The organism is Maricaulis sp. D1M11, from assembly GCF_047308265.1.
Taxonomy (GTDB): Bacteria; Pseudomonadota; Alphaproteobacteria; order Caulobacterales; family Maricaulaceae; genus Maricaulis.
Genome location: NZ_JBKQWY010000002.1, coordinates 386,023 through 410,483 on the forward strand (window position 1 = coordinate 386,023; position 24,461 = coordinate 410,483).

General features: G+C 60.9%; 17 protein-coding genes and 2 tRNA genes. 15 read left to right on the top strand and 4 right to left on the bottom strand.

The window, feature by feature from the left end; genetic code table 11:
- The first annotated feature begins 208 nt into the window (after nt 1–208).
- The 13 genes from RMQ97_RS06090 (at nt 209) to astB (ending at nt 16,573) form a co-directional block, all read left to right on the top strand.
- Nucleotides 209–284 (top strand) — tRNA-Lys (locus RMQ97_RS06090).
- Nucleotides 285–504: 220 nt separating this feature from the next.
- Nucleotides 505–2,217, top strand: a complete 1,713-nt coding sequence (locus tag RMQ97_RS06095) for a carboxylesterase/lipase family protein (protein ID WP_413659966.1) — start codon at nt 505–507, stop codon at nt 2,215–2,217.
- A 265-nt stretch (nt 2,218–2,482) separates the two neighbouring features.
- Entirely contained in the window at nt 2,483–2,791 is a 309-nt protein-coding gene (locus tag RMQ97_RS06100) for a GNAT family N-acetyltransferase (RefSeq protein ID WP_413659967.1), read from the top strand.
- Between the two features lie 140 nt (nt 2,792–2,931).
- Nucleotides 2,932–3,876 carry an NAD(P)/FAD-dependent oxidoreductase gene (locus RMQ97_RS06105; RefSeq protein WP_413659968.1) on the top strand — a complete coding sequence of 315 codons (945 nt, stop codon included), beginning with the start codon at nt 2,932–2,934 and terminating at the stop codon, nt 3,874–3,876.
- Nucleotides 3,877–4,117: 241 nt separating this feature from the next.
- Nucleotides 4,118–5,593 carry a SulP family inorganic anion transporter gene (locus RMQ97_RS06110; protein ID WP_413660020.1) on the top strand — a complete coding sequence of 492 codons (1,476 nt, stop codon included), beginning with the start codon at nt 4,118–4,120 and terminating at the stop codon, nt 5,591–5,593.
- Between the two features lie 14 nt (nt 5,594–5,607).
- Nucleotides 5,608–6,465, top strand: coding sequence for a universal stress protein (locus RMQ97_RS06115; RefSeq protein ID WP_413659969.1), 858 nt, complete (start codon nt 5,608–5,610; stop codon nt 6,463–6,465).
- A 198-nt stretch (nt 6,466–6,663) separates the two neighbouring features.
- Nucleotides 6,664–8,382 (top strand): L,D-transpeptidase family protein, encoded by a 1,719-nt coding sequence (locus tag RMQ97_RS06120; RefSeq protein ID WP_413659970.1) that lies wholly within the window; start codon nt 6,664–6,666, stop codon nt 8,380–8,382.
- Between the two features lie 262 nt (nt 8,383–8,644).
- Nucleotides 8,645–9,736: an OmpA family protein gene (locus RMQ97_RS06125; RefSeq protein WP_413659971.1), complete on the top strand. Its 1,092-nt coding sequence runs from the start codon at nt 8,645–8,647 to the stop codon at nt 9,734–9,736.
- A 353-nt stretch (nt 9,737–10,089) separates the two neighbouring features.
- Nucleotides 10,090–11,376: a cystathionine gamma-synthase family protein gene (locus RMQ97_RS06130; protein WP_413659972.1), complete on the top strand. Its 1,287-nt coding sequence runs from the start codon at nt 10,090–10,092 to the stop codon at nt 11,374–11,376.
- An 81-nt stretch (nt 11,377–11,457) separates the two neighbouring features.
- Nucleotides 11,458–12,723, top strand: coding sequence for a hydrolase (locus RMQ97_RS06135; protein ID WP_413659973.1), 1,266 nt, complete (start codon nt 11,458–11,460; stop codon nt 12,721–12,723).
- Nucleotides 12,724–12,758: 35 nt separating this feature from the next.
- Entirely contained in the window at nt 12,759–13,772 is a 1,014-nt protein-coding gene (locus tag RMQ97_RS06140; RefSeq protein WP_413659974.1) for an arginine N-succinyltransferase, read from the top strand.
- 5 nt (nt 13,773–13,777) lie between these two features.
- Entirely contained in the window at nt 13,778–15,229 is a 1,452-nt protein-coding gene (gene astD, locus RMQ97_RS06145) for a succinylglutamate-semialdehyde dehydrogenase (RefSeq protein ID WP_413659975.1), read from the top strand.
- 3 nt (nt 15,230–15,232) lie between these two features.
- Complete coding sequence (gene astB, locus RMQ97_RS06150) at nt 15,233–16,573, top strand: N-succinylarginine dihydrolase (protein WP_413659976.1); 1,341 nt, start codon at nt 15,233–15,235, stop codon at nt 16,571–16,573.
- Between the two features lie 79 nt (nt 16,574–16,652).
- Here astB and phhA read toward each other — a convergent pair whose 3' ends face one another.
- The 4 genes from phhA to RMQ97_RS06170 all read right to left on the bottom strand — a co-directional run bounded on the left by phhA (nt 16,653) and on the right by RMQ97_RS06170 (nt 22,966).
- Entirely contained in the window at nt 16,653–17,525 is an 873-nt protein-coding gene (phhA, locus tag RMQ97_RS06155) for a phenylalanine 4-monooxygenase (protein WP_413659977.1), read from the bottom strand.
- A gap of 169 nt (nt 17,526–17,694) precedes the next feature.
- Nucleotides 17,695–18,867, bottom strand: coding sequence for a beta/gamma crystallin-related protein (locus RMQ97_RS06160; RefSeq protein ID WP_413659978.1), 1,173 nt, complete (start codon nt 18,865–18,867; stop codon nt 17,695–17,697).
- Nucleotides 18,868–19,036: 169 nt separating this feature from the next.
- The gene (ggt, locus tag RMQ97_RS06165) at nt 19,037–20,770 is read right to left on the bottom strand and encodes a gamma-glutamyltransferase (RefSeq protein ID WP_413660021.1); all 1,734 of its coding nucleotides are present in this window, start codon (nt 20,768–20,770) and stop codon (nt 19,037–19,039) included.
- Between the two features lie 66 nt (nt 20,771–20,836).
- Complete coding sequence (locus RMQ97_RS06170) at nt 20,837–22,966, bottom strand: AsmA family protein (RefSeq protein ID WP_413659979.1); 2,130 nt, start codon at nt 22,964–22,966, stop codon at nt 20,837–20,839.
- A gap of 170 nt (nt 22,967–23,136) precedes the next feature.
- On the opposite strand from RMQ97_RS06170, the gene RMQ97_RS06175 reads away from it, so the two are divergent.
- Complete coding sequence (locus RMQ97_RS06175) at nt 23,137–23,931, top strand: M48 family metallopeptidase (RefSeq protein WP_413659980.1); 795 nt, start codon at nt 23,137–23,139, stop codon at nt 23,929–23,931.
- A 428-nt stretch (nt 23,932–24,359) separates the two neighbouring features.
- A tRNA-His gene (locus tag RMQ97_RS06180) sits at nt 24,360–24,436 on the top strand.
- The last annotated feature ends 25 nt before the right edge of the window (nt 24,437–24,461 follow it).

A 24,461-nucleotide genomic window follows, 5' to 3' on the forward strand; every position in this document is an offset into this window, starting at 1 on the left:
AGCCGGCTTCGCTCGCATTGTCGCGAGCACTGGCGCATGCAGAAAGGGCTAACGCCCCCAAAACACACGGGAAAACTCGATACACTCCCCACATATCCACACTCTTACCCAAGAATGCGGCGAAAAGTCATCAGAAATGCTGTTTTTTGTGCGCATAAGCGCATTGACCCTCCGGAATCTCGCGTATAGGTTCCGCGCTCCTTTCGGGGAGCCGATAGCTCAGCTGGTAGAGCATCTGACTTTTAATCAGACGGTCCAGGGTTCGAATCCCTGTCGGCTCACCATTCCAATCCTTTGAATTTGTTCCATTTTGTGGTGTTTCGCCCAATAACGAAATCGGATCACTCGTGAGCGTGTGACGGTTTTGGCCCTTTCTTTACCGTCTGACGTGTGACGGTTCAGCGATCGAACGTGTGACTTTTGTCCGAGATTCGGTCCGTGTTTTCCGAAAACTTGCCTCCCCGGCCCAGCCGACTAGTCTCCTGATCAACAGGGGAGAGTGTCATGGCGTTGCGGGGATCAAAGATCGTCCGGCTTTTGGGTCTGATGGCTGTGCTGGCGCTGTCCGCGTGCAGCGCGGTGGACGAGACGGCGCCGGTCGAGGCGCTCGAGATCACCCATCGCGAAATTGCCCAGGGCGAGATCGTCGGCTCGATGAGTGCACAGGGTGCGCATGTCTGGCGGGCCATACCCTATGCTGCAGCACCGGTTGGCGATCTGCGCTGGCGTGCCCCGCGTCCGCCACTGGCGTTTGATGGCCGGTTTGAGGCGCTGGATTTCGGGCCACGCTGCCCGCAGGTCACCAATGCCCTGGATGAGGGGGAGGGGCTGGAGGCCGGCCTGCTGATCGGGGCGGAGGATTGTCTCACCCTGGATGTGTATGCGCCGCCGGGTGCGCAAGACCTGCCGGTCATGGTGTGGATCCATGGCGGGGCGAATGTCTGGGGCCGGTCCTCGGCCTATAACGGGTCGCAACTGGCGCTGGACCAGAATGTGATCGTGATTGCCCTCCAGTATCGGCTGGGGCCACTGGGCTGGTTTTCGCATCCCGATCTACGCGCGTCCGCCGAGACCGAAGCGGATGAGGCAGCGAGTTTTGCGCTGCTGGACATGATCGCCGCGCTCGAATGGGTGCACACTAATGCGGCGGCATTTGGCGGAGATGCCGACCGGGTCACCGTGTTTGGTGAAAGTGCGGGCGGGCATAATGTAGCCGCCCTGCTGGCCGCGCCACGCGCCCGGGGGTTGTTTCACGGTGCGATCATCCAGAGTGGTCTGACCTGGTCCGTGACCCGTGAACAGGCCGAACAGGGGTCAAACCTGTTTCCGAACCCGTCGCGGGAGACGGCGCAGCGCATGACGCAGCGCATAACGCAGGGCGAGGTCTCGGCCGAAACGCTACGCTCGGTCTCGCTGGCCGATCTGTTCGGCGCCTATAATATCGGCGACAGTCTCGAAATGCCGCTGATGATTGAGGATGATGTGGTCCTGCCCCGTGGAGGCATTCGCCAGGCGGCCGCCACACCGGATGGGTTTGCCGACGTTCCGATCATCACGGGTACCAATCGCGACGAGATGCGGCTTTACACGGCGCTCAATCCGGATCTGGTGCGGCGGATCGGATTGATGATCTGGCCGCGCAATGCCGATGCCTATGAGGCCATCGCGGATTATCCCAGCCGGTTATGGCGTGTCCTGGCGGTGGATGATCTGGCGAACCGGCTGAACGCGGCCGGGCATCAGGATGTCTGGGCCTATCGCTTTGACTGGGATGAGGGCGGTTCGCTCTTGCTGACCGATAGCGGACAATTGTTCGGCGCGGCTCATGGCATGGAAATTCCCTTTGTGTTCAATCATTTTGAACTCTATGGCGCGCTCGACCAATTACTGTTCACAGATCGCAATGCGCCCGGCCGCGAAGCGGTGGCCGCCGCGATGGGGGCACACTGGGGCGCATTCGCTCATACCGGGGCTCCCGGCGAGACCTGGTCTCGCTGGCAGTCAGGCGGAGCCTTGCTGCGTTTTGACAGCCCCGAGGCGGGCGGAATGGAGATGATCACCGGCGAGGTTTCGCTCGACATGATCCTGACTGCCTTGATGGCAGATGATCGTCTCGATGCCGGGCAGCGCTGTTTTGTGGCCCGTGAACTGATGGCCTGGAGCCCTCAGGAGACCGGTCGGATCGCCACTGCAACCGGGTGCCTGGCGGCGGAGTGATCGCGCGGCTCCGTCTGGACTGGCACCCCACTCTGCCCGCTGATCTTGTGCGTAAACGGGCAGGGGTCTTTTTCCAAATCTGCACCTAATCACTTTTCACCGCCTCGATTATATCCTTCTCAACGAAGAACGGAGGCGGTTATGCGCTATATCAGTTTGGCACTGTCAGTGGCTGTTCTGGGTCTTATCACCTTGGCAGTTTTTTCCGGACCGGGCGGCGACGCGCTCTATCTGGTGTAACCGCGATACGGATCAGGAGGCTGTGATGACGAATATCCATTTCACCCATGAGGAAAGCGGCTCAAAGGGGCGCTATGTGGCCCATATCGAGGGGCATGACGAGACCGGCGAGATGACCTATTCGCGATTGTCCGCCAGCCGGATCATCGTGGACCACACCGGTGTACCGGACACGTTGAAAGGCATGGGGGTGGGTTCGGCCCTCGCGCGCCATGTGGTCGAGGACGCCCGCGCCCAGGGTTTCACCATCGTGCCGCTGTGTCCGTTTCTCAAAGCCCAGGCCGATCGTCATCCCGAATGGGCGGATGTGATTGAAGGGCTCACGGCGCGATAACGTCTGACCCGTCCGCCTCCCCCTGAAATCGGACGGGACTTCACGCCATGGCTCCCCCCGGCTGTGCGTGACACGGTGCCCGGTCTTTCCCTTGTCGCTCCATGCTCTAGCTTGGTCGTTTGACAAGAGGGAGGCCGGGCATGCGCGTGGCAGTCATCGGTGCGGGAATGGCGGGGCTGAGCTGTGCGGCACGGCTGCGCACATTCGGTCACCAGGTGGAAGTGTTTGAAAAATCGCGCGGCCTGGGGGGGCGCTTGTCGACCCGTCGGGCCGGTGCGTTGCGCTTTGATCATGGCGCACAATTTGCCACCGCACGCGATGCAGATTTCCTCGATCTCATGCAGCAAAACCAGGTCGACCGGATTGCTGCCCCCTGGACCTCTCCGGGCACCGGGACAGGCTGGTGGGTCGGCAGGCCGGGCATGTCGGCCCTCGTGGGACGTTTATCGCTCGGCCTGGATATCAGCCTGAATACGCGTATCACCACGTTGAACCGTCACGGCTCTCTCTGGTCTCTTGAGGACGAGACCACACGACGTCATACAGATTTCGATGCGGTGATTGTGACCGTACCGGGACCACAGGCCGAAGCGCTTCTGCGTCCCGTCTGCGCGCCCTTGGCCGAGGCGGCAGCACGCATGGCCTATGAGCCGTGCTGGACGTTGATGATGGCGTTTGAAGAGAGGCTGCCACTCAAGCAGGATGTAATTGCCGCGAAAACAGAACATATGAGCTGGATCGCGCGTGATTCGGCCAAGCCCGACCGAGTAGCTGGAGCGGATTGCTGGGTGGTTCAGGCTTCACCGACCTGGAGCCGGGCGCATCTGGAGGACACGGCAGAGGTCACGGCCGAACGCATGGCGGGCATGCTGGCGGATCGGTTCGGTTTCACCCTGCCGCGGGCGATCTATCAGCGTGCTCATCGCTGGCGGTATGCGCGTGTCGAACGCGCGCTTGAAACACCCTGTATGTTTGATCCGGATCTGATGCTGGGGCTGGCCGGTGATGCCTGTCTGGCGGCGCGGGTCGAGGCCGCTTTCCTGTCCGGACGGGCCGCGGCCGAGGCGCTCATCTCTGCCCGATAGGGGCCGCAAAAACGCAATCCTCTCCTGCAATCGAGGCGTTTTGCCGCATTTTTCATTGTGTGCAGCGCAGCAATCGCCTATCCGGCCCCTGCCGCGTCATGGGCTGTCCGCGGTGTTTTTGTCCCCGCGCGCGGTTTGTCGCGCAGCGCCTCGGCCATGATGACCGGGGGGAGGGGCACTGTGCGGCCCGGCGACTGCAGGAGGCAAGGTCATGGATTTTCTGGCCTGGGATGGCGCATTCATGCGCAAGATCCGTGAAGAATGGTTCTACAATATCCGGGGTGATGTCCTGTCGGGACTGGTGGTGGCCCTGGCCCTCATCCCCGAAGCGATCGCCTTCTCCCTGATTGCCGGCGTCGATCCGAAAATCGGTCTGTATGCCAGTTTCTCGATTGCGGTTCTGGTCGCGTTTACCGGCGGGCGTCCGGGCATGATTTCTGCCGCCACGGCTGCGACGGCCGTTCTGATGGTCACACTCGTGCGGGATCATGGACTGGAATATCTGTTGGCTGCTACGGTGCTGGCCGGGTTGATCCAGATCCTTGCCGGTCTGGTCAAGCTGGGGGCGATCATGCGCTTCGTGTCGCGCTCGGTGCTCACCGGCTTTGTGAACGCGCTGGCGATCTTGATTTTCATGGCCCAGCTGGGCGAGCTGATCAATGTGCCCTGGTTGACCTATGTCCTGGTCGCGGCCGGTCTGGGGATTATTTACGGCCTGCCCTATATCACCAAAGCGGTTCCGTCCCCGCTGGTGTGTATTGTCGTCATTACGGCTGTCACCATGGTGTTCGGTATCGATGTGCGCACTGTGGGCGATATGGGGGAGCTGCCGGACACGCTGCCGGTGTTCCTGTTGCCTGACGTCCCGCTGAACCTGGATACGCTGATGATTATCCTGCCCTATTCCGTCGCGGTGGCGGCTGTGGGCCTGCTTGAATCCCTGCTGACCGCGTCCATTGTGGATGATCTCACGGACACCCCGTCCGATCGGAACCAGGAATGTATTGGCCAGGGTATTGCCAATACGGTCACCGGTTTCATGGGCGGCATGGCCGGGTGCGCGATGATCGGTCAGTCGATGATCAATGTGAAATCGGGAGGACGCAGCCGCCTTTCGACGCTTTGCGCTGGCGTGTTTCTCCTCTTCCTGATCCTGGTGCTGGGTGAGTGGGTCGCGCAAATCCCGATGGCCGCCCTGGTTGCTGTCATGGTCATGGTGTCGATCGGCACGTTCAGCTGGTCTTCCATCCTGAACCTGCGCTCGCACCCCAAAAGCTCGTCGATTGTTATGCTGGCGACGGTGGCGGGTGTCATCCTGACGCACAACCTGGCCATTGGCGTGCTGATCGGCGTGCTGCTGTCGGGCATTTTCTTCGCGTGGAAGATTTCGCGGATTTTCCGCGTCAGCAGTACAGTGACTGATGATGGCCGCAGCCGCGCTTATGTGATCGAGGGGCAGCTCTTTTTTGCCTCCGCGGAAGACTTCATGAAAGCCTTTGATTTCAAGGAAGCCCTCGACCATGTGACACTTGACCTCAGTCGGGCACACATCTGGGATATTTCCAGCGTCACGGCGATCGATATGGTGGTTCTGAAATTCCGCCGGGAAGGCGCCGAGGTCGAACTGGTCGGCATGAATGAGGCCAGTGAGACCCTCGTTGACCGTCTGGGCGAGCACAACAAGCCGGGGGCGCTCGAACGCCTTCTCGGCCACTAGTCGGGGACAGGTTCATGAGCAAGATCATCGCCTTTGTGGATGCATCGGAATACGGCCAGAGCGTGTGCGATCACGCGGCCTGGCTGGCGGGTCTGAACCAGACCGATATCGAATTGCTTCACGTGCTCGGGCGTCGTGAGGCCCGCGGCGAAGCACGGTCCAACCTGTCAGGCATGCTCTCTTTGGGCGCGCGTTCTGGACTGTTGGAAGAATTGACCGAGCATGACGAAGCCGCCGCACGTCTGGCCCAGAAACATGGCCGGGCGATTCTGGAGGCTGCTCACACCCATATCGAGGGGCAGAGTGATCGGCCGGTCGCGGAACGTCTGCGCATGGGCGATTTGCTGGACGCGGTTGCGGATGTGGAGGCCGAGGCCGACGTGCTGGTCATGGGCAAGCGGGGCGAGGCGGCAGATTTCGCCCGGCTTCATCTGGGGTCAAACCTGGAGCGGGTCGCACGGTCGGCTCACAAACCGCTGCTTGTCGCGTCCAGAGAGTTCAGCCCGGTCGAAACAGCGATCATCGCCTTTGACAACGGGGAAAATGTAAACTCTGCCATCGACCGTCTTGAGGACGGGACTTTCCTGCCCGGGCTCAAACTGCATCTGGTTCATGTCGGACCGGCAGATGGTGCGGCCGGGGCGGCCATGTCAGCGGCGGCCGATCGTTTGGTCGCGTCCGGACGGGCTGTGACCACCGGTTTTGAAAGCGGGGAGCCGGAAACAGTCCTGGCCGAGCTGGTCGAGCGTGAGGGTTATGATCTGTTGATCATGGGGGCTTACGGCCATTCGCGCATCCGCAATCTGTTTATCGGCAGCACGACAACGGAAATGATCCGGGCCTGTCGTATACCGGTTCTGCTCTGGCGTTAGACGGAGCTGGCGTTAACCGGGCTCTGACGCCTGTCCCCCGTTGCGGGCAAGGTGTGGCCATAGCGCCGCAACTTCACGGGCTTGTGTCGGTCGTGCGTGTGATTTTCGCGCGAAACCGCTTTTAGAATCCTGTCCAAATGGTTAATGTCCGGGCGATTTCGGTCATCAGGCAAACGCCAGAGGGGGCGGCGGAGCACGATGAAAACGCGTATTGATACCTGGCTTGTTGCGATCACGACCCTGGTCCTTGTGGGCGGGTTGGCGACGCCTGCGCTGGCGGTCCACTTTGAGAGCACTTTGCTTGAGACCAGGCTGGAAGAGGCCCGGTCGGAGAATGCGGGCAATGAAGACTCAGGGAACGAAAACTCGGAAGATTCACCTCCGGAGCCCGGTCTGGAACTGATCGAGACCGAGCCGGAAGAGATTGTCATTCCGCGGATCGATATCCCGGAGATCCAGGCTCAGCTCCCGGTCTTGCCCGTCTGGAACGACGCTCAGCGTCTTGAACTGGTTGATGCCCTGCTGGATGCGTCCAGCCACGGATTTCCGGCCCAGGACGCCCTGGCTCTCTCCTTGATGGACGATACAGGGACGCTGGCCGAGCGACAGGACGCCGCCAATGCAGCCTATCTGCGCCTGGCGAGCTGGTTGCGTTTTGGTCTGATGGACCAGGAAACCCGCCTGCCACGACGCTACACTGCGGGTGAGGGTCAGGTGCTGATCGATAATCTGGAACAGGCGCTGCGTGGCGAGGCCGGTGTGACCGCGGCTCTGACCGCGATGCAACCGCCTGTTCGCGATTATGATCTGTTGCGGGCCGAGATGGTGCGTCTGCAATCGGTCCGGCCGATCTGGACCGGTATTGATCCGGGCGAGGCGCTTCTGCCGGGCATGGACGGCCCCCGTGTCGACCAATTGCGGGCCAGATTGAGCGCTGAAGGTCTCTTGCGCGCGCACTGGCAGCCGGGCGATGTGTTTGATGCAGTGCTGGATACAGCCGTGCGTCGGTTCCAGGGGCGGGTCAATCTTGCACCGACTGGACGGGTGGACCGGGATACGCTGCGTCAACTCAATATGACGCCTGAAGACCGGATGGCGCAGTTGCGTTTGAACCTGGAACAGCGTCGCTGGCGATCGCGAGATCTGGGAGATCGTCATATCTGGGTCAATCTGGCGGACTTCCGGCTCGAGGCCTGGTCCAATGGTCAGCTCGAACGTGTGCACCAGGTGATGGTCGGTCGTGAGGCCTCATCCACACCGGAATTCTCCGAAGAGATGCAATACCTGGTCATCAATCCTTGGTGGGGCATTCCCGGCGGGGCCGCGCGTGCGCGCTTCCGGTCTATCCGCCGTAATCCCGGCCTTGTGCGTGAATATGGTTTCCGTCTGTCAGACGGGCAGGGATATCCGATCTCGGTGTATGATATCGACTGGAGCCGCTGGGGCACGCGGAGCTGGAATTACCGTATCGCCCAGCCACCAGGCCCGGATAATCCGCTTGGCGAGATCAAGTTCATCTTCCCCAACCGTCACAACGTCTACATCCATGACACGATTGAACGGTCGGAATTCATCCGGACCCGTCGGGATTTTTCGGCAGGCTGTATCCGTGTCGAGGATCCCTTCGCGCTCGCGGAGTGGGTGCTGAATGGCCAGGACGGTTGGACCGAGGAGAGCGTGACCGAAACGGCTGCGGGTCGGAACCCGCGCGTGGTGTGGCTCGATCAGCGCCTGCCGGTGCATCTATCCTACTGGACAGTTGTCGGCGATGATGAGGGCGGTGTGCGCTATCTCAATGATTTGTACGACCGCGATGAGGCATCCATGCGAGGTCTTGTGGCAGTGTTCGATTCATTGTCTCGAGAAACAGGAAACGAAAACTATGTCGGACAGTCCCCTGTGACTGCTCTGCACTAGTTTCGTGAAAGTTCAAATTCGTGCCACAGAAGACGAATAGGGCCTCCAATAGTGTAGTGTTGCACTAAAGCGTCACCTTTTCACAGAGGTTGGTTAAGGTGCCAATTAGTCACTCTATTACGCCAATTTCGGGTGGCACTCTCAGCGCAATTCATGTATCGAAAATTACAGGAATGGCCTTGATCAGGCGATTCTCTGCGTTTCGGCATGGGCCGAATGTTGCTTGTCACACCAAGGGGGCTGGGCCTCCGGAGGGGGAATGATGAAAAAATGGCTTCTTACGGCGGCCGCCGTCGGAGCCTTGGCAGCGACGCCCGCGTTCGCTGACGAAGGCTGGTATGTGCGTGGCGCTGTCGGGTACGGCTTCCCGGGCGAAACGGACGTTACGGGCGGGCTGAATGGTGGAATCGACGGCAAGTCTGACTGGCGTCAGGCTGTGGCTGCTGGTTACTCCTGGGCTGAAGGTCTGCGACTGGAAGGTGAACTGTCTCACCGCTTCAATGACACCGGTGCTGTTGGCGCGTTTGAGGACTCCGGTTCCAGCTTCCAGATGTGGTCGCTGATGGCTAACGCCTTCTACGACTTCAAAACCGAAAGCTTCTACCACCCGTATCTGGGTATCGGTGTCGGTGTTTCCGACGTGTCCGGTTCCCTCTACGGCTGGCGCACGGGTACGATCCCGGCAGACGTCGTCGCCAATGACCCGCGTTACGTCATCGCTTCTGGCGAAGAAATGCCGTTCACCTGGCAGCTGATGGCAGGTATCGGTTGGGAACTGACCGAGCGTCTGACCCTGGACACCGAATACCGCTACGTCTCCATGTCTGAGATGGATTTCTCCCGCGGTGTGTCCGTCGAAGGTCTGGATCACCACGAAGGTTGGGTTGGCCTGCGTTATTCCTTCGCAGCTCCGCCGCCGCCGCCGCCGCCTCCGCCGCCGCCGCCGCCGCCGCCTCCCCCGCCGCCGCCTCCTCCGCCTCCGCCGCCGCCTCCGCCGCCGGCTGAGTGTGATAACGTTGGCTTCACGGTTTACTTCGAGTGGGATTCCTCTGCTCTGACCGATCAGGCTCGTTCCGTGATCAACCAGGCTGCCCAGGAAGCTGGCGCTGACGGTTGTGGCGTGACCCGCGTCTCCATCGCTGGTTACACCGACCGTTCCGGTTCCGCCTCCTATAACGTTGGCCTGTCCGAGCGTCGCGCTCGTGCAGTGTCCGCCGAACTGGTTCGCCTCGGCGTTCCGGCTTCCCTGATCGCCATGGAAGCCTTCGGTGAGAGCAATACGGCTGTCGACACTCCGGACGGTGTCCGTGAGCCGCTCAACCGTCGCTCTGAAGTCCTGATCTCTCTGGACTAAGACCTCGGTCGACTGAATTTTGGGAACGGCTCGGGCTTCGGCCCGAGCCGTTTTCTTTTGGGCGCGCCTTGGAGGGGGCGTATCAAACGCCATGTCTGATGCGTTTCGCTCATAGTTTCGATGCCGCATGCGAAAGCGGGCCGGGCGTGTTGGTAACGACGCGCGCTAGTCCTGTACTAGGTTTTTGGGTAAAATTGGAAAATATGTGCTCGCCACTGAGATGGCTGTCGAAAAAACAACCAGATTTTCCGCTGTGATGAGGATGGGCTTGACCTTGCGCAATCGAGCAGACTAGAGGGGTTGATCAGCCCCTTCCGGCCCGTTCGGCCGGTCGACAGATTCAAGAGGATCCCATGTCCAAGCCCGAGGCACCGTATCGCAAACGCTCTGTTGCCGGTCACGAGCTCAGCCCTGAAACGCAGATGATGAGCTATGGGTATGACCCCAAGCTCTCTGAGATGTCGATCAAGCCGCCGGTCTTCTTGACCTCCACCTTCGCCTTTGCGACGGCGGAAGAGGGCGCAGCCTTTTTCCGCGTCACTCTGGGCCAGGCCGAGGAAGGCGATCCAGAAGCGGCCGGACTGATGTATTCGCGGTTCAACAATCCGAACATGGAAGTGCTGGAAGACCGTCTGGCCATTTTTGATGGTGCAGAAGAAGCCGCCGTCTTCGCCTCGGGCATGGCCGCCATTTCCACCACTCTGATGGCTCTGGCGCACGCCGGCTCGGTGATCCTGCAATCCACCCCGCTCTATGGGGGTACCGAAAGCCTGATCCGCAAATTCCTGCCCAATTACGGCATCAAGGCCGTGGATTTTGATGCGGGGGCCGACGAGGCCGACCTTGTTGTTGCTGCCGAGGCGGCGATGGTACAGGGCGATGTGTCCGTCATTTATTGCGAGACGCCGACCAATCCGACCAATGACCTCGTTGACCTGGCTGCGATTGGCCGGGTGGCCGATCTGATCGCGGAAAAACAGGGCGCGCGTCCAAAAATCGTAGTCGACAATACCTTCCTGGGCCCGGTGAATACCTCGCCCTTGAGCCTGGGCGCGGATGTGCTCGTCTACTCCCTGACAAAATATGTGGGTGGACATTCTGATCTCATCGCCGGTGCGGCACTAGGCGAGTCCGAAGCAATGGCAAAAGTGCGCGGCCTGCGCGGTTATCTGGGAACCAATCTGGATGCCCATACCTGCTGGATGTTGTTGCGCTCGCTGGAAACGGTGAAAATCCGCATGGCGGCGGCGGCCAACGGGGCGCTCAAAGTGGCCGAATTCCTGCGCGATCATCCCAAGGTCCAGCGTGTTCGTTATCTGGGTTTCCTGGAGGAGGGCAGTCGTGACAAGGCTGTTTATGACGCCCAGTGTGTTACGGCCGGATCGACTTTCGCCTTTGACCTTGCCGATGAAGCAGCGGCTTTCCGCATGCTCAACGCTCTGCAGGTCATGAAGCTGGCTGTTTCGCTCGGGGGGACCGAGACCCTGATCTGTCACCCTGGCTCGACAACTCACCGGGGTGTGGATCCGGTGTTGCGAGAGCGCCAGGGCTTTACCGACGGCCTGGTGCGGATCTCCGTGGGTATTGAAAACCCGGATGATCTGATTGCGGATCTGAAACAGGCGCTCGAGCACGCCTGATCCGCTGAGGACTGCGACTATCCCCTCCCGCCAGGGCAGGAGGGGGTAGACCGCGCCGTTTAAACCGCTAAGACGGATCACATGTCGACAGTTCTAGATCTTTCTCCAGAAGAGCGTGCTGTGCTCGACTGGATCGAGACCCGATCCGATCACATGATCGAGACGGTCAAAGCCTGGTCCGCTATCAATTCGGGCAGCCGCAATGCGGATGGTCTTGAAGCCATGCGCGGCTGTCTGGTCGAGGCGTTTTCCGAGCTGGATGATTGTGAGATTTCAGCCATCGAACTCGCGCCCAGCACAGTAGTGCTGCCCGACGGAACGGTGACTGAGCAGACGTATACCCCGTCCTTCCATGCCCGGATCCGTCCCCAGGCGCCCATCCGGATCGTGATGACCGGCCACCACGACACGGTGTTTCCCAAGGATAGCCATTTCCAGTCCTGCGAGATGTGGGATGAGGACACGCTTAATGGTCCAGGGGTTGCCGATATGAAGGGCGGCATCATCGTGATGTTGCACGCGCTTCTCGGCCTGCAGCGCTTTCCGGGGCATAAGGAGATCGGGGTGGATGTGCTCATCAGCCCGGACGAGGAGATCGGAAATCTGGGCTCGGGTCCCGTTCTGGCGGAACTGGCAGCCGGGGCTGATATCGGCATGACCTATGAACCGGCTCTGGCCGATGGTTCGCTTGCGGGCGCACGCAAGGGCTCTGGCAATTGGGCGCTCAAAGTGTCCGGGCGGGCCGCACATGCGGGTCGCGAACACCATCTGGGTCGTAATGCCCTGGTCGCCGCCTGCCAGTTCGGTCTGGAACTCGACCGCCTCAATGGCAAGCGCGACGGCGTGACGTTCAACCTGGCCAAGATTGATGGGGGCGGCCCACCCAATGTGGTGCCGGACACCGCGGTGGCCCGGTTCAACATTCGAGTGGCCGAAGAAAATGATCAGATCTGGGTTGAGGCCGAGCTGGAGCGTCTGCTGGACGAGATCCGGGTGCGTGATGGCATCGAAGCCGAACTGCATGGCGGTTTCACACGTCCGCCCAAGCCGATGAGCCCGGCCAATGAACGCATGTTCGAGTGGACACGAACGGCCGGTGAAGCTCTCGGTCTGACAATTCGCTGGCAGGACACGGGCGGTGTCTGTGAAGGCAATAACCTCTGGGCTGCCGGCTGTCCGAATGTCGACACTCTGGGTGTGCGCGGTGCGGACATTCATTCCGACCGTGAAATCGTCAAACTCTCCAGCTTCGTCGAACGGGCCCAGCTGTCCGCGGTGATGTTGATGAAATTTGCCAGCGGCACGTTCGATGCCCGCGATGCAAGAGCGCTGGCCAAGCGCCGATAACCCCTTTTGGGGACCCGGACAGGGGGAGGACTGGAATGCTGATCGCACGTGCTGCGAAACGGACGGATATTGACGAGTTGATCGCGCTCGCCAAATCGGCAGGGACAGGCTTTACCAGCCTGGCCGTGCCACCGGAGCAATTGGAAGAGCGTCTGGTAAAGTCGGAGACGGCTTTTGCGGCCCAGATCTCCCGGCAGACTGAAGATACGTATCAGCTGATGCTGGAAGACACGGAAACAGGCCATATTGTGGGCTGTTCTGCGGTCAAGGCGATGGTGGGCGTGTCGAAACCCTATTGGGATTTCAAGATCATCACCATGGCCCAGCATTCTGCGGAAGCCGACCGGCGTTTCGACATGGATGCGATGTTGCTGGTCAATGATTTTGCCGGCGCGACGGAGGTGGGCACACTATTTGTCTCCGAGGCCGGGCGGGGTACCGGGGCAGGCCGTTTGGCAGCCCAGTCGCGATACTTGTTGATGGCGGCTGACCGACCGCGCTTTGGCGAGAAGGTTTTGGCCGAACTGCGCGGTGTGGTGCGCGACGATGGATCATCGCCGTTCTACGATTATGTCTCGCGTCCCTTCTTCAAGATGGATTTTGCCGAGGCTGATCAGTTGAGCGCCTCCACGGACAACCAGTTCATTCTGGATCTTGGGCCCAAGCATCTGATCTATATGGATTTGCTGCCGCCGGATGTGCGCGCCGTTGTGGGGCAGACCCATGCGGTGGGCGTGGGGGCGCGCAAACTGCTGGAATGGGAAGGCTTCCACTATGACCGCTATATCGACATTTTCGATGGTGGTCCGCTGGTGTCGACCTGGACAGAGAATGTCCGCACCATTCGTGAAAGCCGACAATACACGGTTCGCGCCGCCACGCCGCATGGCGGTGTCCAGGGGCTGTTGTCGACGGACCGATTCGATAATTTCCGCACCACGCGGACCACGGTCATCCTGGATGGTGATGTGATCGGCGTGGATTTTGAAACCCTGCAAGCCCTGGATCTTTGTGAAGGAGATCGGGTTCGTTTCTGGCGTCAGAGGTAAGACACATGCAGTTTATCCAGGGTGAGTGGCAGACCGGGTCCGGTGCCGAATTTATGTCGTTCGATCCGGCCGATGACAGTGTGATCTGGGTCGGCGAGGCAGCCGGTCCCGATGATGTTGACGCAGCATTCAGGGCGGCCCGCGCCGCTTTTCTGCCATGGGCGCGTACCCCGCTGGAGCGGCGTATCGAGATCGTAAAAGCCTTCAAGGCGCAGCTCGAAGAGCAAAAGGATGCGCTGGCCGAACTGATCGCGCGCGAAACAGGCAAGGCCTTGTGGGAAGCCACGGGCGAGGCGGGCGCCATGATCGGCAAGGTGGATATCTCGCTCAAGGCCTTTGAGGAGCGGACCGGCGGTTTCACCAGCGAAACCCCGTTCGGCTTTGCCCAGCTGGGGCACAAACCGCTGGGTGTGATGTTCGTGCTTGGCCCGTATAACTTCCCCGGCCATCTGCCCAATGGTCATATCGTGCCGGCCCTGATCGCTGGCAATACAGCCGTGTTCAAACCCTCCGAACTGACCCCGGCGGTGGGCGAGATGATGATCAATGCCTGGGATGCGGCAGGACTGCCCGCCGGCGTGCTCAACATGGTGCAGGGGGCTCGTGAAACAGGTGCGGCAGCGCTCAATCATGACGCGCTCGACGGTGTCCTGTTCACCGGTTCTTTCGGCACGGGCCAGTTCATTCACAAGCATTTTGCCGGTCGCACCGGTATTCAGCTTGCCCTTGAAATGGGTGGCAATAATCCGCTCGTGATCTGGGATGCCGAGGATACGGAAGCCGCTGCACGGATCGCCGTGCACTCTGCCTTCATGTCTGCCGGGCAGCGCTGTTCGTGCGCCCGCCGTCTCATACTGCCGGACGGTGAGGCAGGTGATGCCATCATTGCCAAGATCATCGATCTGTCCGAACGCCTGACTATCGGGGCCTGGAATTCCCAGCCGACCCCGTTCATGGGTGCTCTCATCACGCAAAAGGCGGCTCAGCACGTGCTCGATGCCCAGGACGACCTCATCGAGAAGGGGGCCAAAATCCTCCACAAAGTGGCCCGGGATCCCGCCGGTCCGGCGTTTCTGCGTCCGGGGCTGCTGGATGTGACTGGTGTGGATGTGCCGGATGAAGAGGTGTTTGGGCCGTTATTGCAGGTCATTCGTGTGGCGACATTTGACGAGGCCATCGCTGCGGCCAATGACACCGCTTATGGCCTGGCCGCCGGGCTGGTCAGCGATGACCGGGCGCTGTGGGACCGGTTCTGGATTGAAAGCCGCGCGGGCATCACAAACTGGAACCGTCCGACGGTAGGGGCGGCGTCCAACATGCCGTTCGGCGGTCCCGGACAGTCGGGCAATCTGCGCCCGAGCGCCTATTATGCGGCGGATTATTGTGCCTATCCGGTTGCGACCCAGGCCGCTGAGACGCCGGAACGCCTGGCCATTCACGGGACACAAGAGGGGTAGGGCATGAACGCGAGCGAGGCGAATTTCGACGGAATTGTTGGCCCGACCCATAATTATGGCGGGCTCTCGGAGGGTAATCTGGCCTCCACCCGCAATGAGGGGCAGGCCTCGTCTCCACGCCAGGCGGCGCTGGAGGGGTTTGCCAAGATGAAAAGCCTGGCGGATCGCGGTCTGATCCAGGGTGTGATGCCGCCGCAGGAGCGTCCCTTCCTGCCGCAACTCCGCGCCATGGGGTTTACCGGTTCTGATAGCGAGGTCCTGCAGTCCGCCGCGAGGGAGGCGCCGCGTTTTCTCAAACTGGTCTCGTCCTCCTCCCATATGTGGGCCGCGAATGCCGCCATGGTCTCACCGTCGGCGGATACAGCCGATGGTCGGGTGCATTTCACACCGGCCAATCTGCTGACCACGCCCCACCGCGGGATTGAGGGGCCGCAAACCCAACGCGCCCTGTCGCGGATTTTTGCGGATGAGAGCCGGTTCGCTGTCCACGACACCCTGCCCATGCAGCCCATGTTTGCCGATGAAGGTGCGGCCAATCATGTGCGCTTGTGCGAGGCGCACGGGGACGCAGGTGTGGAGTTGCTGGTCTGGGGCCGTGAAGGCCTAGGGGCGTATGAAGGGCGTTTTCCGGCGCGTCAGACCCTTGAAAGCTGTGAGGCCATTGTGCGCCGTCACGGCCTGTCTGCCCGGCGCACCGTGCTCGCCCAGCAGGCCCGCCAGGCGATCGAAGCCGGCGCTTTCCACAATGATGTGGTGTGCGTGGGCACACGTCAGGCCTTGTTCTATCATGAGCAGGCTTTTGAACAGACGGCCCGTGTCCAGGATGCGGTGCGAGACGCTGCAGACGGCCTGTTTGATCCGGTTTTTGTGGAAGTGCCGGCCAGTGCCGTGTCGCTGAATGATGCGATCACCTCCTATCTGTTCAATTCCCAGCTGCTTGAGATCCCGGGCGAGGATCGTCTGGTCCTTCTTGCTCCCGAGGAGACCCGCGAAAACGCTGCGACACGGGCCTATTGTGAGGCGTTGATCGCCTCCAACGGGCCGATTGGAGCGGTTGAATTTGCGGATGTCCGCCAGTCCATGCGCAATGGTGGAGGTCCGGCCTGTCTGCGTCTGCGTGTCGTGCTGACGGACGCCGAGCATGCAGCCGTACTGCCGTCCTGCCTGATGAGCGATGAGCTTTACGCGCGTTTGTGCCAATGGGCCGAGACGCATTATCGCGACCGTCTTGATCCGGCGGATCTGGCGGATCCGCAGCTGATGACTGAAGCCCACACGGCGCTGGATGCCCTGACGGGGATTTTGGGGCTGGGCGGAGATTTCTACGCCTTCCAGCGGGTTTGATTGTTTCGTCTGAGGTGCGGACAAAAATCACCCCCGATGGCTGGGCCAGCGGGGGTGATTTTTGGGAGAAAATCTGTGATTAGCTTGCCTGGGCGTCCGCCTGGGACAGCGCATAGGCCTGGGTGCCGCGATGATAGACACGGTCTTCCGGCGCTATGGAGCTGGGTGTGTATTCCGGCAAAGTAGGCAGGCGCTCATAGATCGGTGCAAAATCCTGGGACGTGGCGTCCATCAGCTCGTCATAGCTGTCGATGACAAAATAGGTCTGCTGGAAGTCATCATAGCGGTAGTCGGTGCGCATCACCCGTTGAAGATCGAAATGGATGCGGTTCGGACTGTCATCACTCAGGCTGAAGCGTGACTCGGTTTTGGACGACACAATCCCCGCGCCATAGATGCGACGGCCTTCCGGTGTGTTGATGAGACCGAATTCGACCGTATACCAGTAGAGCCGTGCCATGTTCTTGATGGAATCGAACTCCAGCGAGCGCAGCCCGCCCTGGCCATAGGCCTGCATATAGTCGGCAAATACCGGCTGGGTCAGCAAGGGCACGTGGCCAAAGACATCGTGAAAAATATCCGGCTCGGGCAGGTAGTCCAGCTTGTGGGCATCACGGATGAAGCGCCCGGACACAAAACGACGATTGGCGAGGTGTTCGTAGAATTCCTTCTCCGGGATCAAGCCAGGCACTGTCACAACGGTCCAGCCGGTCAGGGCTTCGAGCTTCTCGTTGACGCGCCGGAAATCCGGAATGCCACCCTCATTGAGATTGAGCAATTCCAGTCCGCGAAAATGCTCAGGGGCCGCCTGTCCGACAAGTTCCTTCATCTGGCGATCATAGAGCGTGCGCCAGATGCCGTGTTCCTCCTGGCTATAGAGGTCCCACTTCTGCTCGATGGTAAAATCGGCAGCGGCATCCTGTTCGGCAACAATGGGATCATTGACCGGCATCGTCTCTCCCCGGGGCATTGTTATGCGGGTATAGTTTCGTTTGTAACCAATATAACCTGTTTCGCATTCTGCGCGAAAGGATTTTTGCAAGCGGACGCCGGTGTCACATAAAAATGCCGCCAGGCTGGGCCTGGCGGCATGTCTTGATCGTGATTGTGTGGATTTGACCCTATTCGACGCACAAAACATCGGTGATGGGCTGGCATTGCCCGCCATAACACTGGGTCCCCGTGCCCAGATCCACCGTGCGACTATTGCCATAACCTCGCTCGTAATGGACCGCATCGCGGGCCCCGGCAGCCCGACAGATGGCGTCGGCCACGGAAGCGTCACACCGGCGGCCATTATCCATACAGCGGGCGATCAGCGTCCCGTTGATCTGGGGGCGCGGGAAGAAGATTGTACGCACGCCCTCAACGCCGCCGGAGATCTGGTAATAACCACCGCCATGACCGCCACCGGGATTGTGATCAAGCCGGCGGGCAGAGGAGATGCCGTTATTCAGACCCAGACGGCTCAGGCTCGGCACGTCCTCGCTGCGGATCGTGGTGCAGCGACCGCGGAAACCGGCATCAGAACACACTTCCCAGACTTCGCCCTGGGCGACCGACAGCGAGCTGGCGCGATCATTGAAGCGAATGCTGTCGAAGTTCGAGTTTTCGTATTCGATATCAACGCGTTGACCGCCATAATTCTCGCCATCATAGAGCCAGATCCCGTTGCGCGGACGGAAACCGCCCCGGCCGCCGGCACTTGCGTCAGGCGTGGCCGAGCTGATCTGGCGCGCCATGGAAGACAGGCGCGGAATATCGCCGCGGATCTCCATGCACGAACCGCCATAATTGGCATGCTGACAGGCACGCCACGGGCGATTGCCGCTATAGCGGACCGATTGGGCCTGGTCGTTGAAACCAATGCGATCGAAATTGGGTTCCCCATGGCTCAGCGTGACCGAGCGGCCCGTGTAATTCGGTCCGGAATAAAAGGTGATATCGCCAAAACGTCCGCCGCGACGTCCGGGATTGCCGGGCCGGGAGGAGGCCGGCCGAAGCGAGGAAATGCGATTATTGAACCGTGACAGGCGCGCATCACTGCCCGATACCGTGACACAATCGCCGCGATAATCAGAATGTTCGCAGATCTCCCACTGACCGGTGCGAACCCGGAAGGACGAGGCGGCATCATTGAAGCCGCGACGGCTAAGGTCGGATACCGGACCGGTGATCACGACCGAGCGACCGGTATAGTTCGGGCCGTCGAACAGTTCGATTTGCTGGGCCGAGGCCGCGCTCATGGTCAGCGCTCCAAGCCCCAGGGCGGCGGACAGGATGTGTTTCATCATGGTGATCACCTTTGTGCGCAGTCTTGGCCGGCCGTGGCCGGATACTCATGGAACTCACCGGTAAACCGGCTGTGTGAACGCAGAATGCGTCGGCGCCCCTGAACCCGTTCCGAAGAAGGGTTTCAGCTGGCGTTCATCTTTGAACCCGGCGCGCGACTGGCTTCCGGATCTAGTAGCCAATGGCGCTGCCATCCTTGCGCATTTCCGATGCGGCCCAGTAGACACCCGTATCCGGGTCACGCCAGATCGCCTGATAGCCACCATAACCGCCCGCATCGACAACCACGTCATGGCCGAGCGCGCGCAATTCCTCGACAGTGGCTTCGGGCATGCCGCTTTCCACATGCAGCACACCCAACCCGCCGGTCGATACTGCGTCTGTGGGTTCGCTCGATCCGTCATGGCGCCAGCGCGCCGCATCACCGGCTTCCTGCACACCCAGACCGAAATCAATCATCGAGGTGATGATCTGCACATGGCCCTGGGGCTGCATGGCCCCGCCCATCAGACCGAAACTCATGACGGGTTCACCATTGCGGGTCACAAAGGCGGGAATGATCGTGTGGAAGGGGCGTTTGCCCGGCGCATAGACATTGGGGTGTCCGGCCTGCATCGAAAAGAGCTGACCGCGGTTCTGTAACATGAAGCCCAGACCATCGGGCACCAGTCCCGATCCCATGCCGCGATAATTGGACTGGATGAGCGAGACCATCATGCCATTGGAATCGGCCACGGTGAGATAGGTGGTATCCCCGTCTTGCAGGATCGCCGGATCACCATGCGCCACGCTCTCCATGGCCGAGTCCTGATCAATCAGGGCCCGTCGCTGATCAGCATACTCCGCCGAGATCAGGGCCTCGACCGGAGCTGGCGCAAAGTCCGGGTCGGCATAAAACCGGGCGCGATCCTCAAAGGCGAGGCGTTTGGCCTCCACCATCAGGTGCAGAGTCTGCGCGGTCATGAACCCGGTTTCCGAGAGATCATACCCGTTGAGGGTCTGCAGCATCTGCAAGGCTGCAATGCCCTGACCCTGGGGCGGCAATTCCCAGACATCATATCCGCGATAATTCACCGAGACCGGATCGATCCACTCCGAGCGATGCGCAGCCAGATCCTCATAACGCAGAGCGCCGCCGATGCGTTGCATATAGCGATCAATGGTTCGGGCAATCTCGCCTTCATAAAAGGCATCGCGCCCCCCGCTCGCCAGCAGACGATAGGTCTGGGCGAGGTCTGGATTGCGGAAAATCTCGCCTTCGCGCGGCGCATCTCCGTCGGCGGTGAGATAGGTCGCGCGGGTATTCTCGAATTCCTCGATCATGCCGGACTGCGCCGCCGGGGCGAAGCGAGTCATGTTCATATCCCAATAGAAGGCAATGGCCTCGGTGACCGGGAAACCGTCTTCGGCATAATCGATGGCCGGAGCGAGAATATCGCTCATGGGCAGAGAGCCAAAACGCTCATGCATGGCAAACCAGCCATCCACGGTCCCGGGCACTGAAACGGGCAGGGATCCGCCCGGCGGGATTTCGCCCCAGCGTTCGACATGGGCCTGCATCGCGTCGAACGACAACCCCATCGGCGAACGACCCGCGCCGTTGAGGCCGTAGACCTGTTCTGTTTCAGGATCCCAGAGGATGACGAAAATATCGCCGCCAATGCCATTGCCGGTGGGTTCCATCAGACCGATGGCGGCATTGGCCGCAATGGCCGCATCCACGGCATTTCCGCCCTGTTTGAGAATATCGATCGCGACCTGGCTGGCGAGGGGATGGGCCGTTGCCGCGACCCCATTCTGGGCGATGACAGCACTGCGCGTAGCAAAATGCTCACCCGAAATCCGGTCGCCCGGATAGCGGGTCTCCAGCTGGGCGGCGTCGCCATCACCGGAGATGCTAAACATCGCTACACCACTTACCAGACCCGCCAAGGCGGTTGTCCATCGTCCCATTATCCCTCTCCATCACAATCAGTTGCCGCCATCATCCTCGTCATTGCCGCCCAGGGCCTGGCCTAGGAAACCGCGCAACAGGGCTTCGGCCGGATCCACCTCTTCGGTCGGTTGTTCTCCGTCCGTTGAGTCTGCCGGTTGCGGATCCGTGGGCGGATTCAGGCCCAGTGCATCCAGCAAGCCGTCACGCAGTGCGTCTTCCGGACGGACTGGAGCCGAACCATCGCCGCCCAGCGCGTTGGAAATCACCGAATTGAGCAGCGCATTGGCGACCGCCTGGGTGTCGACACCAAAGGACAGGGCGTTGAACGAGCCGTGCGCGCGCACCGGCACGGTAATCCCCTGAATGTCCCGCTCGCCGCCCTGGCCTTGGATTGAGGCCACAGCGCGCGGCTGCAGGCGATAGTCAAGCGTCTGTTCGGGCAGATTGACCCAGCCACTGCCGGTGACCCGGATCAGCGGGCTCAGCATGGCCAGATCGGAATTGCGGGCCAGACCATCCGTCACCTGGAAGGTGGCCGAGAGTTCGGTGAAGTCGGTGGCTTCATCAGCGCCCACACCGCCAATCTCCTCACCGGAGGTTTCGGACGAGGTCTGGTCATTGGCCGCCGGTCCGGACACAAAACTCTGCACATTGCGGACGACGGAGGCGAGGTTAATGCCTTTGATAGCCCCGTCCCGGAAGGTGAACGCCCCGGTTCCGTCCAGGGCCGACATCATGGCGGCCTGGCTATTCCCACTGGTGGTGAGGTCCAGACGCAGCTCGCCCGTACCGCTGAGTTGCTCGAACCCGGCAGCCGCAATCAGGAAAGGTTCGGCATTGAGATCGCGAACATCCATCGCGGCGGAGAAGGAGGGGCGGGCCCGGCGTGCATTGGCGATGACCCGCACCGAGCCGCGGCCACCATAGAGGTCGAACTGGGTGAGTTCGGTCACCAGGCGGCTGTTTTCCAGTCGCACAGCCAGGGTTGGATCATTGACGACGATGTCGCGGAACTGGAACCGGCCCACGCTCAGGCTCAGATCAGCATCAGCCACACCCAGACCGGCCAGATCGATCGGTTCATCACTCCAGGGCGGGATGCCTGCTTCGCTGGACGGTGAGGCCTCGGCAGGAGCGGAGGACAGGTAAGGGGTGACGTCCAGCTCCGGCACCGTCAGCGAGCCGGTGATCACAGGGCGAGAGCCCCCCAGATTGACGGCCAGATCGCCATTGGCGGCAATCTCGTCCATGCGCACCTGCGCGCTGGTCAGCGCGAAACGGGTTCCGGCGACGGCCAGTTGTCCGGATCCGGACACGGATTGCAGATTTTCACCCTCCGGCATGGGGGATCCCGCGAAGGCGGCCAGGCCGCGAAGGTCGGGAATGTCCAGATCCACGCGTCCAGTGAGCGTGAAATCCTCGCCCTGGGGAACGCGTCCGTTAAAACCGGCCTGGATCAGGCGTCCGCTCAGATCCAGGGTGATCGGGGTTTCAGCCCCTTCGAACAGGGCGCGAATGGAGGCGATTTCCGCCTCGAATCCGATCGACTCACCATCTGCGTTCAACGCGCCATCCAGTCGGGCGGGGCTGTCGAAATTCTCCATGCTCACCGACAGGTCGAGGCCGGTGATGGCGTGGCTGTCCGTGCCATTGGTGTAATAGATCGACCCATTGGTGATGCGCACATCGCCCAGCACGGTCTCGAAGGGCAGGGCGCCGGGCTGGCGGACAAAACCCTCGCCCGCCGGGGCTGCGGGCGCGGTTTGAGCGTCGGCATTGCCGGTTTCAAACGTCCAGTTATTGCGGTTTCCGCGCTGTTCGAGGCGAATGACCGGATCCACCAGCACGAACTGATCGATCTCGACCCGTCGACCGAGCAGCGGCAACAGGCCGACCGCGACCTGGAGATCGGCGATTTCCGCGAACACGTCCTCGCCAAACCCGTCCGCATTGGCAATGCTCACATCGCGCGCCGAGATCTGCACACGCGGCAGGATGGAAAAGCTCAGATCGCCGGACAAATCGGCGTCGCGGCCCAATTGTTCCGACAGGGCGGTTCTGAGCGGTTCGCGATAGGTGTCCGCCGGGATCAGGGCGGGCAGGGCGAACACCGCCACCACGAGAAGGGCGATGAGGATCAGCACGATATTCAACAGGCGTTTCATCGGTTTCGCTCTTGGCTACCGGCGTGTGCCGTTTCACACGCCCGGGAGAAAACAGGACTGGCAGGGCCGGAACAGGGCAGAATATCACCCAAAGGCCGCATGGCAGGACTTGGCAATCTTGCGGGCCAGTGTAAGGGTTATCCGTGACAAAAACGAAGGGGGTAATCGTTATGTCGAGTGAAAAATCCACACCGCTGATGCGCCGACGTGAGCTGATCATGGGTCTGGCTGCGGGCAGTGTCGTGCCATTCATGGCCGGTTGCGCCGAAAACGCCGCGCTGGGCCGCTCCCAATTAATGCTCGTCTCTGATGGTCAACTGGCCAATCTCTCGGCCCAGGCCTGGCAGCAATCCCTGCAACAGGAACGTGTTCTGCGCGATCCGGCCTATAACCGCCGCCTGCAGCGTGTGGGCGAGCGTGTCGTCCAGGCCTCTGGTCAGACCCAGTATGACTGGGAATTCGTGGTGTTCGACAATGATACGGTCAATGCCTGGGTTCTGCCCAATGGCAAGGTCGGTTTCTACAAGGGCATTATGGACATGATGGTGACCGATGATCACCTCGCCACTGTGATGGGCCATGAGGTCGCGCACGTCGCCGCCCGCCACTCTGCCGAACGCGCCAGCCAGCAAATGGCCGCCCAGATGGGTCTGGGTCTGCTCGACGCCCTGGCCCAGGGCCAGATGGGCGATGCCTATGACCCCGACCTCGCCGCGGCGCTGGGTGCGGGTGTCACCTTCGGCGTGATCCTGCCCTATTCGCGTCAGCACGAATACGAGGCCGATCGTCTCGGTGTCGATTACATGGTACGCTCGCAATATGATCCGCGCCAGGCCGTCGATTTCTGGATGGCCATGTCCGAACAAAGCCAGGGGCATACGGCGGAATTCATGTCCACCCACCCCTCCGACGACAATCGCATCGCCGCCATGCGCGCGCACATGCAGTCGATGAATTACGTCTGATCACAACGCATCAGACCTGTATCAGACCTGTCGCCACACAGACCCGGGGGCCTCGTGCGCCCGGGTTTTTTGTGGAGTTCACGTTTTTTGTGGAGGTCACTCTGTCGATTGCGCTCGGCCGATAGCGCGTTGGCGCGTGGGTATCGACAGGGACGGATGCAGGCGCGAGGCCCGGGAGCGAAACCGGAGAGCGAACCGGGGGAACGAACCGGGGGAACGAACCGGGGAGAGAGCCCAAGTGAGCGCCGGGGCTGAGAAGCCGCTGAAGCGGTATGACAGGGCGCTGAAAAAGCTCTGACAGCGCGCTTGCCATGTCTGCATGCCGGCGTTAGTTTCCCGCGCCTTGACGCCGCTTGGTGTCAGGCCCGTTCTGACGGTCGGCCGGTGAGGCCTGCTCTCATCCTGCCGATCCGACCAGAGCCCGATGTGCCGCCTTAGCTCAGTTGGTTAGAGCGCTAGATTGTGGATCTAGAGGTCCCCCGTTCGAACCGGGGAGGCGGTACCATTTTTTCTCTCCGGAATGCGCTGTT

What these genes read in the sequence shown, in the direction of transcription:
- RMQ97_RS06140 (WP_413659974.1), top strand. Translation starts at nt 12,759, where the DNA reads ATGCTGATCGCACGTGCTGCGAAACGGACGGATATTGACGAGTTGATC.
- RMQ97_RS06160 (WP_413659978.1), bottom strand. Translation starts at nt 18,867, where the DNA reads ATGATGAAACACATCCTGTCCGCCGCCCTGGGGCTTGGAGCGCTGACC.
- RMQ97_RS06135 (WP_413659973.1), top strand. Translation starts at nt 11,458, where the DNA reads ATGTCGACAGTTCTAGATCTTTCTCCAGAAGAGCGTGCTGTGCTCGAC.
- RMQ97_RS06105 (WP_413659968.1), top strand. Translation starts at nt 2,932, where the DNA reads ATGCGCGTGGCAGTCATCGGTGCGGGAATGGCGGGGCTGAGCTGTGCG.
- RMQ97_RS06120 (WP_413659970.1), top strand. Translation starts at nt 6,664, where the DNA reads ATGAAAACGCGTATTGATACCTGGCTTGTTGCGATCACGACCCTGGTC.
- RMQ97_RS06115 (WP_413659969.1), top strand. Translation starts at nt 5,608, where the DNA reads ATGAGCAAGATCATCGCCTTTGTGGATGCATCGGAATACGGCCAGAGC.
- RMQ97_RS06170 (WP_413659979.1), bottom strand. Translation starts at nt 22,966, where the DNA reads ATGAAACGCCTGTTGAATATCGTGCTGATCCTCATCGCCCTTCTCGTG.
- RMQ97_RS06100 (WP_413659967.1), top strand. Translation starts at nt 2,483, where the DNA reads ATGACGAATATCCATTTCACCCATGAGGAAAGCGGCTCAAAGGGGCGC.
- RMQ97_RS06130 (WP_413659972.1), top strand. Translation starts at nt 10,090, where the DNA reads ATGTCCAAGCCCGAGGCACCGTATCGCAAACGCTCTGTTGCCGGTCAC.
- astD (WP_413659975.1), top strand. Translation starts at nt 13,778, where the DNA reads ATGCAGTTTATCCAGGGTGAGTGGCAGACCGGGTCCGGTGCCGAATTT.
- RMQ97_RS06125 (WP_413659971.1), top strand. Translation starts at nt 8,645, where the DNA reads ATGAAAAAATGGCTTCTTACGGCGGCCGCCGTCGGAGCCTTGGCAGCG.
- RMQ97_RS06095 (WP_413659966.1), top strand. Translation starts at nt 505, where the DNA reads ATGGCGTTGCGGGGATCAAAGATCGTCCGGCTTTTGGGTCTGATGGCT.
- ggt (WP_413660021.1), bottom strand. Translation starts at nt 20,770, where the DNA reads ATGTTTAGCATCTCCGGTGATGGCGACGCCGCCCAGCTGGAGACCCGC.
- astB (WP_413659976.1), top strand. Translation starts at nt 15,233, where the DNA reads ATGAACGCGAGCGAGGCGAATTTCGACGGAATTGTTGGCCCGACCCAT.
- phhA (WP_413659977.1), bottom strand. Translation starts at nt 17,525, where the DNA reads ATGCCGGTCAATGATCCCATTGTTGCCGAACAGGATGCCGCTGCCGAT.
- RMQ97_RS06110 (WP_413660020.1), top strand. Translation starts at nt 4,118, where the DNA reads ATGCGCAAGATCCGTGAAGAATGGTTCTACAATATCCGGGGTGATGTC.
- RMQ97_RS06175 (WP_413659980.1), top strand. Translation starts at nt 23,137, where the DNA reads ATGTCGAGTGAAAAATCCACACCGCTGATGCGCCGACGTGAGCTGATC.